General features: G+C 57.1%; 9 protein-coding genes and 1 pseudogene. 4 read left to right on the forward strand and 6 right to left on the reverse strand.

Annotation, left to right across the window (positions count from 1 at the left end):
* Nucleotides 1-1018, reverse strand: a pseudogene (locus B4F73_RS05980) (transcription-repair coupling factor); the annotation flags it as partial.
* Nucleotides 1019-1058: 40 nt separating this feature from the next.
* Nucleotides 1059-1250, reverse strand: a complete 192-nt coding sequence (locus B4F73_RS05985; protein ID WP_242517295.1) for a succinate dehydrogenase assembly factor 2 — start codon at nt 1248-1250, stop codon at nt 1059-1061.
* 166 nt (nt 1251-1416) lie between these two features.
* Between B4F73_RS05985 and recG the strand changes: the two genes are divergently transcribed.
* Nucleotides 1417-3489 carry an ATP-dependent DNA helicase RecG gene (gene recG, locus B4F73_RS05990; protein ID WP_290482729.1) on the forward strand — a complete coding sequence of 691 codons (2073 nt, stop codon included), beginning with the start codon at nt 1417-1419 and terminating at the stop codon, nt 3487-3489.
* Here recG and B4F73_RS05995 read toward each other — a convergent pair.
* Complete coding sequence (locus B4F73_RS05995) at nt 3455-4192, reverse strand: DUF502 domain-containing protein (RefSeq protein ID WP_290482730.1); 738 nt, start codon at nt 4190-4192, stop codon at nt 3455-3457. The genes recG and B4F73_RS05995 overlap by 35 nt on opposite strands.
* Before the next feature lie 34 nt (nt 4193-4226).
* Here B4F73_RS05995 and B4F73_RS06000 point away from each other — a divergent pair, with 34 nt between their 5' ends.
* The 3 genes from B4F73_RS06000 to B4F73_RS06010 are packed head-to-tail and all read left to right on the forward strand — an operon-like array spanning nt 4227 to nt 6516.
* Nucleotides 4227-5273, forward strand: a complete 1047-nt coding sequence (locus tag B4F73_RS06000; RefSeq protein ID WP_290482731.1) for a phosphotransferase family protein — start codon at nt 4227-4229, stop codon at nt 5271-5273.
* A 3-nt stretch (nt 5274-5276) separates the two neighbouring features.
* A complete protein-coding gene (locus B4F73_RS06005) occupies nt 5277-5645 on the forward strand; it encodes a DUF6285 domain-containing protein (protein ID WP_290482732.1) in 369 nt (122 codons plus the stop codon).
* Nucleotides 5646-5685: 40 nt separating this feature from the next.
* Nucleotides 5686-6516 (forward strand): hypothetical protein, encoded by an 831-nt coding sequence (locus B4F73_RS06010; RefSeq protein WP_290482733.1) that lies wholly within the window; start codon nt 5686-5688, stop codon nt 6514-6516.
* Here B4F73_RS06010 and maiA read toward each other — a convergent pair.
* From maiA to B4F73_RS06025, 3 genes are all read right to left on the reverse strand, one after another.
* A complete protein-coding gene (gene maiA, locus B4F73_RS06015) occupies nt 6513-7151 on the reverse strand; it encodes a maleylacetoacetate isomerase (protein ID WP_290482734.1) in 639 nt (212 codons plus the stop codon). The genes B4F73_RS06010 and maiA overlap by 4 nt on opposite strands.
* Nucleotides 7151-8473 carry an N-succinylarginine dihydrolase gene (locus tag B4F73_RS06020; protein WP_349679545.1) on the reverse strand — a complete coding sequence of 441 codons (1323 nt, stop codon included), beginning with the start codon at nt 8471-8473 and terminating at the stop codon, nt 7151-7153. Before B4F73_RS06020 ends, maiA begins: the two co-directional genes overlap by 1 nt.
* 16 nt (nt 8474-8489) lie before the next feature.
* On the reverse strand, nt 8490-9404 hold a 915-nt coding region (locus B4F73_RS06025), incomplete at its 5' end, for an aldehyde dehydrogenase family protein (RefSeq protein ID WP_290482736.1).

The raw sequence follows: 9404 nt of genomic DNA on the forward strand, positions 1-9404 counted from the left end.
CTCGCGAAGCGAGCCCGGCCTCCAATTCCCTTGGAGTCAGGTAAAGCGAATCCGGCGGCAACACTTTCGCCTGTCGTACATCTCCTTCACCCGCCTCCAAACGGGCGGCATGATAGTCTTCAGCTTGCGACAGGCGTTCTGCGGACGCTTCACCGGCGAGATGGCCCATGCCTATAAGCGGGTCTGAGCCCACATAGTCGAATACTGTTTCCAGGTGGTCATGAAACAATGGCAGCCAGCCTTCCACGCCCTGCCGCCGGATGGATGCGCGCGCGGCTTCATAAGCCGGGTCGCCCGAAGGCGGTCCGAACGCGGCCAGGTACTTCTCGCGAAACCGCGCCAGCACATCATCGTCGAACAGGATTTCGCTGACCGGTGCAAAGGCGACGCTTTTCGCATCCCCTGTAGACCGCTGCGTTTCGGTGTCGAAGGTGCGGAGGGTTTCCAATGTGTCGCCGAAAAAGTCGAGACGATACGGTTCAGGAGAGGTCGGCGGGAAAATATCGATGATCCCGCCCCGAATCGCGAACTCCCCATGCTCGCGCACGGTGCTTGATCGCAAATAGCCATTTACGGCAAGATACTCGGTAAGTTCTTTCTGGTTCACGGACTGGCCGAGCGTGACCGCGAATGAAGACCGGCGTAGCACGCTAACAGGAGGCACCCGCTGAACCAGCGACGATGCGGTGGTGACCACCAGGATTGGACCCTGCTCCGGGTCATAGCGAGATAACCGCGCAAGTGCGGCGCATCGGCGAGCGGAGACTCCCGCTGTCGGGCTGACCCGATCATAGGGCAGCGTGTCCCAACTTGGCAGGTCGACCTGCTCCAGACGGGGCTCGGCAAACTGCGCCACCCGCCGCGCTGTGGCCGCTGTCTTGTCATCACGGGCGACATAAACTCCCGCCCCGCCGCGCTTCTGTAATGCGGCACAAAAGGCAATCAGGTCTGCACCAAACGGCGCACCAGAGATGGCGGCCGGACCGCTGAGGGATTTCAATAGCTCTACAGGAGTCATGGGCACGATGTATTCGACAGAAATGGGAAGAAAGGCTGACTTAACCGCCTTGGGCGGCGTATCGGAATGCGATGAGTTGGTCCAGCACGGGACCGCGATGAGTCTCAGGCACAGGCTTTTGGCCAATCAGCCACGCATAGACCTCCCAATCCGGAACTCCGAGCAGACCCTCGAATTCATCAAGTTCTGATTCACCGAACGAACCAATATGCGCATCTGCGAACGAACCCATGAGAAGGTCCATTTCCCGGAATCCGCGTCGCCAGGCCCTGAATTTGAGTTTTCGGCGACGTGCTTCCATTCTTCGGCTCCTTTGATTTGCCAAACCATATAGAACGCGCAGCTGGAATAAACAGCGGCGATTGTGCAGCGCACCGCGCGCGCATAGTCTGGTTGGGATGCGGGACGAACGACTCTTTCCTTTGTTTGAGGGCCTGGACAGTTTGTCTGGTGTCGGCCCGAAGCTGAAGCCTGTGCTGGAGCGCCTGACAGGTGGCGACAGTATTTGGGAATTGTTGCTTCATTTGCCGGAGCGCTGGGTGGATCGTCGGGTAAAAGAATACATTGATGATGCGGTGATCGGCGAGGTCTCGACCCTTCGCGGCGAAGTACATGCTTATAACGCACCCTATTCTGATCGATCTCCGCACAAGATCGTTCTGTACGATGGCACCGGATTTCTCACACTTGCCTTTTTCCGGGCTGACGGCAGATGGCTGCAAGGCCAATTTCCGATCGGCAAGGAGCGTGTCGTATCTGGAATGGTCGAAGAGTTCAATGGCGAGCGCCAGATGACCCATCCCGATCACATTGTTGATCCCGCCAAAGGCCCAATGCCTCCTGCTGTCGAACCCATCTATGGTCTTACAGCGGGTTTGACGAACAAACGTGTTCACAGCTTCGCCGTTCAAGCGCTGGATCATATCGCCGATGATTTACCGGAATGGGCGGATCCCGACTTGGTCAAGGCGCGAGGTTGGTTGAGCTTCAAAGCGGCCCTGAGCTGCCTTCATGGACCGATAGAGTATGATCCCGAACTGTTTGAAAGGGCGCGCGAGCGATTGGCATATGACGAAGCGCTTGCGCGTGAATCAGCATTTGCGCTGGCTCGCGCAAGCCGCGCCAAAAGAGCGGCGCCCTCTGTCCCGGTGAGTGCTGAATCTCACCAAGCACTCTTGCGCGCGCTCCCCTACAAGCCGACCGGCGCCCAGACGCGTGCATTCGAACAGATCGCCGCCGACATGTCGTCCACCTCCCCCATGCGCAGGATGCTTCAGGGTGATGTTGGCGCGGGCAAAACGCTGGTCAGTGCGATGGCCGCGGTTCAAGCTGCGAGCGCTGGTTTCCAGACGGCATTCATGTCTCCCACGGAAGTCTTGGCCCGTCAGCAATATGAAACCATGGATCGACTTCTGTCACCGCTAGGTTACACCGTCGCCGCGTTGACGGGGCGAGACAAGGCATCGACGCGCGAAAGCATATTGATGGGACTGGCCGACGGGAGCATCCACGTCGTTTCTGGCACCCACGCCCTCTTCCAGCAGTCCGTCGCATTCCGCAATCTGGGTCTGGTCATCGTCGACGAACAGCACCGCTTTGGCGTGGCTGACCGCATGCGCCTCGCTGGAAAGGCCCTCAGTCCGCACATGCTTGTCATGAGCGCGACACCGATCCCTCGAACCTTGGCACAGGCGGTTCACGGAGATCTTGACGTGTCGATACTGGATGAAAAGCCACCCGGCCGCGTCCCCGTCGAAACCCGTGCGATCCCAGACACACGTCTGGATGAGGTAGTAGATGCCGTGAGTCGGGCGTTGCGTCGGGGCGAGCGCGCTTTCTGGGTATGCCCCAAGGTTGATGTCGACGACGATGACTCCACTGCCGTTGGCCGTCATGCGGCTCTGACCGACCAATTGAATGTGGCTGTGGGGCTTGTCCATGGTCGCCTCAAGCCTGCAGAGAAAGACGCCGCACTGGAAGATTTCCGCGCAGGGCGTACCAGGTTATTGGTCGCAACAACGGTGATCGAAGTAGGCGTCGATGTGCCAGAAGCCACGATCATGGTGATCGAGCGCGCAGAGGGGTTTGGCCTCGCCCAACTCCATCAGTTGCGAGGTCGCGTCGGTCGGGGTGATCGTCCATCCTATTGCCTGTTGCTCTACAGGCCGCCTTTGGGCGAAACAGCGCATGAGCGGCTCGACACGCTCCGGCGCACAGAGGACGGGTTTGAAATTGCTGAAGCGGATTTCAAACTTCGTGGCCCCGGCGATATGCTGGGCTTGAAACAGGCTGGGGCCACAGATTATCGGGTACTCGATCTAGCGCGACACGCCCCGCTGCTCGAAATCGCAAAAAAGGACGCCGAAGCCATCGTAAGTCGCGATCCCCAGCTTTCTGGTGAACGGGGCCAGGCACTTCGGCTCGTTCGGGAACTCCTTACGCCCCGGATTCAGGCTCCGGCGACGGAGTAGATTGAGTCGATGTTGCATCGCCCTCTTTGATCGGCAGATGCTCGGGAACCACCAGACCGGCCGAAAGGATCATTTTAGCGCCCTCCTCAACCGTCATGTCGAGGCGTACGACTTCGCTCGATTCCACATACATCAAGAAGCCCGACGTGGGATTCGGAGTCGTCGGCACGAATACTCCAATGAATGCGGGCCCAAGAACCGTTTTCAGCTCGCCCTTCGCAGGGCTCGACACGAACCCAAGACACCAGGTGCCCTTCTTCGGGTACTCGATCAGAACACACTCGCTGAACTGTTCGGTATTGTTACTCGCAAAGACTTCAACCAGTTGCTTGAACGCCGAATAGACCGAACGGACGAAGGGAACACGGGTCAGAATGCGATCAGCCAGACTGATGACGGAACGACCGATGAGATTCGTCGCAATGCCGCCCAGCACGGTAAGAAACACGATGAGCACGATCAGTCCGAAACCGGGAACTGCGTAATTGAGATAAGTTTCAGGTTTCAGTGCCGCCGGCAGTAAGGGCACAACGCGCTTGTCGATTTCACTGATCAAGAATTGCAGAATCAGGAATGTCACGACGACTGGCAAGGCGATGAACATGCCTGCAAAGAAGCGTCCCCTGAGCCAGCCGAACAGGCTGACTCGTGGGGGCGGCTCCGTAGGAAGAAGTCCGTAATCTCTCTTTTTCGACTTCGGCATCAATAGTTTCCTTCGGCGTCCGGTCAGGGGTGACTTGGCGTTACGCCTTGGCGGGATGGGTGTTCCGCGCAATTGTGACAAGATGGGTAGCCAAGATCAGATTCTAAAGGGTTTACAGGCATGGGCCGGGCAATTTTACGGCGCTGACGCGACCGTTGAACGGCTGGTTCGCCTGTCAGGAGGTGCCAGTCAAGAGACCTGGAGCCTGGATGTTGAACAGGGCGGCAAAGTTGTCGACCTGATTTTGCGCCGCGTACCGGGCGGTGTCAGCGCTGCCCGCAATTCCGAAGCCATCGGCTTGGGCACTGAGGCGAAGTTGCTCTCCTGTGCTGAGGGAGAGGTTCCTGCTCCGAAAGTGGTTCAGGTATTCGAGCCTGACAGCGATATTGGCGAAGCGTTCCTGATGAACCGTATTCCGGGACAGACCATCGCCCGCAAGATTCTGCGAGATGACATCTACTCGGCCGCTCGCGGAAGACTGACAGAACAGTGTGGCCAAGCGCTCGCCGCCATTCACCAAATTCCTCCGGAAGCTTTGCCGGATTTGCCCAAGAGTGGCGGCCTGGACCAACTTGCGAAATACGAAACCATCTATCGCGACTTCAACCTTCCTCGCCCGGCATTCGAGCTTGCCATTGCCTGGCTGAAATCGAATCGACCGGACGCGGTCCCCCCGGTTCTCGTACATGGCGATTTCCGACTTGGAAATCTGATCGTCGATGAGACGGGGCTTGCCGCCGTACTGGATTGGGAACTCGCTCATCTTGGTGATCCCCGCGAAGACATTGCCTGGCTCTGCGTCAATTCATGGCGCTTTGGTTATTCAAAGAACCGCGTTGGCGGTTTTGGAGACCTGGATGAGCTGTTGAAGACTTATCAGACTGCGGGCGGTCGTACTTTTTCCACCGAGGAGATCGACTGGTGGGAAATCCTCGGAAGTCTGAAATGGGGCATCATGTGCATGATCATGTACGAAGCCTTCCGGTCTGGCGCCGATCCAAGCGTGGAACGTGCGGCCATTGGGCGACGCGTGTCCGAAACCGAGATTGATTTGATCAATCTGCTCGAGAAAAGGGCCTGATTCATGCACGACGCGCCTTCCCAGAAAGAGATGATCACGGCGGTGAAAGCCTTTATTGACGAAACCGCCATGCCTTCATTGACGGGGCATGCCGCCTTTCACGCGCGGGTCGCCTCGAATGTTCTCGCGACTGTTCTCAGAGAATTGGATATCCGGCCAAGCGCTGAAGCAGCCGAGCGGCAACGACTTGCGGCTCTACTCGATGCAGACGCCACCGCATCCGCTCGCGACCTGAATGAACAGCTTTGCACCCTGCTGCAACGCGGCGACATGGATCTGACCACACCTGGTTTGTTGGAACACCTCAAAACCACCACATTTGACCAGTTGTCTGTCGATCAACCGGGCTATTCTGGCCTGCAGACCGACTGACCTGTTTCACACAGAACAAACTTCATATCAGGAATAGCAGATGAAACGTTTCACTGTATTGATCGCAATTGCGGCAGTGCTGGCCATTGGCGCTGGTCCTTGGGTTTGGAACACCTTCATCTCGCCGCGCCCTCAACTCGAACTGGATCCTCTGAAATATGCAGAAGATTCAAGCTGGTCTGCCCTCCCGGTGGAGGAGACGGCCCCTGTCTGGGTGGATGGTTGGGGTGTCGACGTGTTCCTCGTCAGTGAAGATTCGGCCCTCAAGGGCACCACGCAATCGGAATTGCAGAAACGTGAACTCAGAGGGCGTCGTCAGGCCCAGTCACTGAAAGACCCCCTCGGATTGATTGGTGAGGTCTATGCCCCCCTCTATCGAGACAATGCGACCCATGACGACCTGACCCGCGCTTTCGAGTCCTATCTCCGACGCGACAATCGTGGTCGTGCCTTGGTCATTGCTCATGACCGCCCATTGCCGGAATCTATCCTTGCCCGCCTGGAACAAGACTCGTCCCTGCGGGAACGCTTCGGCGGCTTTCTGTCCATTTCAGACACCAAGGATGGCATTCCCCCGTTGGCTGTTTCAGGCGAACCTGCATCTGTCGATGAACCGCTTCCCTATTGCAGCGATCGCCTGAACGATGCGGCGAGCTGCCAAATTGTCGTGCCGGCGCACAAGAAAAAAGGTCTCTGGATTTTGACAAGCGAAGGCACACCCGGCGGTGACCTCATTGCATCATTTCCAACCTGGCTCGACGAGAATGTCGGCAAGATGGCAGAGCCTCTCGGTGACTTCGAGGAGGTCGAGATCGTCGACATTCGCCGTCCCGGTGAGACCGATGATGAACGCGATGGTGAAGAGAACTAGGCTTCAGGCTTTACAGGAACAGCCTTCTTGAAGGCTGACAATGCCAGGCACTTCTCCGCCATTGCCATCAAGGCCGGATATGCTGACAAATTCATGTCGTATCGCTGGGCATTGTAAATCTGCGGAATGAGTGTGATTTCCGCGAGCCCGGGAGTTTCGCCAAAGAGAAAGGCTTTCGGCGTCCGCTTTGCGACCTGCAATTCCAGGGCATCGAAGCCCCGCCGGATCCAGTCATGATACCATGCGCGTACACCCGCATCATCAGCGCCATAATTGACCCTCAACTCTTTTAACACCGACAAGTTGTTCAATGGGTGGATGTCGCAGGCAATCGTGTCGGCAAATGCGCGGACCTCGAGACGCTCGATCGGATCTGTCGGCAGAAGGGATGGTCCCGGCAATGCTTCTTCGATCCACTCCAGTATTGCCATGGACTGGCCGATGATTTGCCCATTGACCTCAATGGCCGGCACGCGCATTTGCGGATTCACTCCATGATAAGCGTCACCAAGCTGCTCATCTGCACCCGGAGCGATGTTGACCTGAATGGTCTCGTATGAGGCGCCCTTCAGATTCAGCGCAATTCGCAGCCGATAGGACGCCGAAGACCGCCAATACTCATAAACTCGGATCACTAGCAGAGCCCTTCCAGATCAAGCACACCCAACAAGGCCTCCCGGGCTTCTCGACACTCATTTGCGAACAAGGGATCGGCCAGATCCGCAGGGGCCAAACGGTCCCGAAAAGTTCGTCGGACAACCTCCTGCAACTCGTCGATGGTTTCCTCATCCATCAACACGCCCTGGTGACAGGCATCGATCTCATCATCGGTCATGACAACCCGAAGTCTGAGACAGGCTGGACCGCCGCCATTCCGCATGGATTGTCGGACGTCGGCGTAGATAACCTTCCCGATTGGTCCATTGCTTTCGACAAGGCGTTCGCAATAGGCGCGCGTCGATTCAGTATTTTCCGTTTCTGTAGGCGCGACCAGCACGAGGCGATCTTCTTCGGGCATCTTCAAGAGCTGAGAATTAAAAAGATAGGCGCGAATGGCGTCCTCAATGGGTACTTCTGCAAGTGGAACCATCACGGGCTTGAAGTCAAACAGGCCGGAAGACGCGCGTCGAATAGCATCCAGCGCGCCATTTCTGTCCTCGAATGCAAGTTCATGGAAGAACAGTGTATCCAACGCACCGACCGATACGACATCATTGTGGAACGCTCCGGCGTCGATTGCCGCACGGGACTGCCGAATGAAGACACAACGATTGGATTTGAGCCCGTGCCCACGGGCGACCGATACACTCGCCAACTTTGACTGACGCGATGGGAACCCGATCGTACTTTCACCTGCTTCGCGGCCATAGACGAATAGTTCTACCCCCTCTTCCCCATGAGACGAACATAGGCGGACATGGTTGGCTGCGCCTTCATCCGAAAAATCTGGATGCATGGGAAGCGCACCATGGACCGCAAACTTCTCATCATTTGAAAAGATCGAGATCAGACTCGCGGTCGCGTCCGGATGTTCATGCGCGCGGTGCAGCATGGTCGACAAGTTCGCCGTCGTCAGATGCAATCGGCCGTCTCTCGTATCTGCCGAAGGCGAGACAGTTGCGGCATTGGCGGACCACATGCTCGAGGCTGAATACGCTGCCTTCAGCAGTCCGGGCGCCGTTCTCGAAGCCGCTTCAATGATCTGAGCATCCGTTCCTCCGAAGCCCGCCGAGACGAGAAGATCAAAGTTCGGTCGTGGCAGAGGCGGAAGCACACCCTGAACAAGACCGTGTGCGATCAGCATCCGCATCTTTTCCAGACCCTGCAAGGCGGCCTCTCGCGGATTGGCTATATCACCCGCATTCGCCGCGCTCGCAAGATTTCCGTCAGACAGACCTCCGTAATTATGACTGGGTCCGATCAGTCCGTCGAAGTTTACTTCGTGCGCCACGCTCACAATCCTTCGTTCTGTTCTACTTTGGGAAACCTTGCGCGGTCATCCGCGTGGCAGTCTGAGATACCTGGCTGGCTTGTGGCCAGGCACTGTAATCTGCAGCATAGTAGGCACCCGGACGGAAATTTCCTGAGAGACCGGGCCCACCAAAAGGCATCGCGCCGCTGGCACCGGCAGTCGGGCGATTCCGATTGAGTATACCTGCCCGCATTTCCAAATGCGCCTGGATCCACAGCGCATCATCGTCGCTGATTAATCCGCCTGACAGGCCGTAGCGTGTTGCATTTGCACGTTCCAGAGCACTATTGAAGTCGGGTACACGAATAATCTGCATCAATGGACCAAATAATTCTTCATCCGGGATGTCCGTGGCATTCGTGACGTCAATCACACCTGCAGTCACAAAACCGCCGCCCCGATCCATCCGTTTCAGGCGGCGCAGGCTTTGCCCACCTTTCTTGGACAGCATCATCTGGAATTCGACTGCATTTGTGGCAGCTTGCTCGGAAACGAGTGGCCCCATGAAGATATCGTCTTCATCCCACGCTCCGATTTTTAACCCCTTGGCACGGGCTACAATGGCCTCAATCACAGCGTCTCCGAACGCCCCTTCCGGCAAGATCACCCGGCGCGCACAGGAACACCGCTGTCCGGTCGTAAGAAAAGCAGACTGAGCCGCGATGTCAGCGGCGGCGTCCACGTCTGCGGGGTCCCATATGATCAAGGGATTATTCCCACCCATCTCAAGCGCAAGAATGACTTCAGGGCGACCCGCAAAATGTTTGTGAAAGAACACGCCTGTATTGGCAGAACCCGTAAACAACAATCCGTTGATATCAGCGTTCAACAACGCTCCGCCCGTCTCACGACCACCCTGAACTATGTTTAGCACGCCAGCGGGCAGTCCTGCCGCAGCAAATGCATCCGCCATGAT

Origin of the sequence: Hyphomonas sp. UBA3601 (genome assembly GCF_002375605.1) — a bacterium.
Taxonomy (GTDB): Bacteria; Pseudomonadota; Alphaproteobacteria; order Caulobacterales; family Hyphomonadaceae; genus Hyphomonas.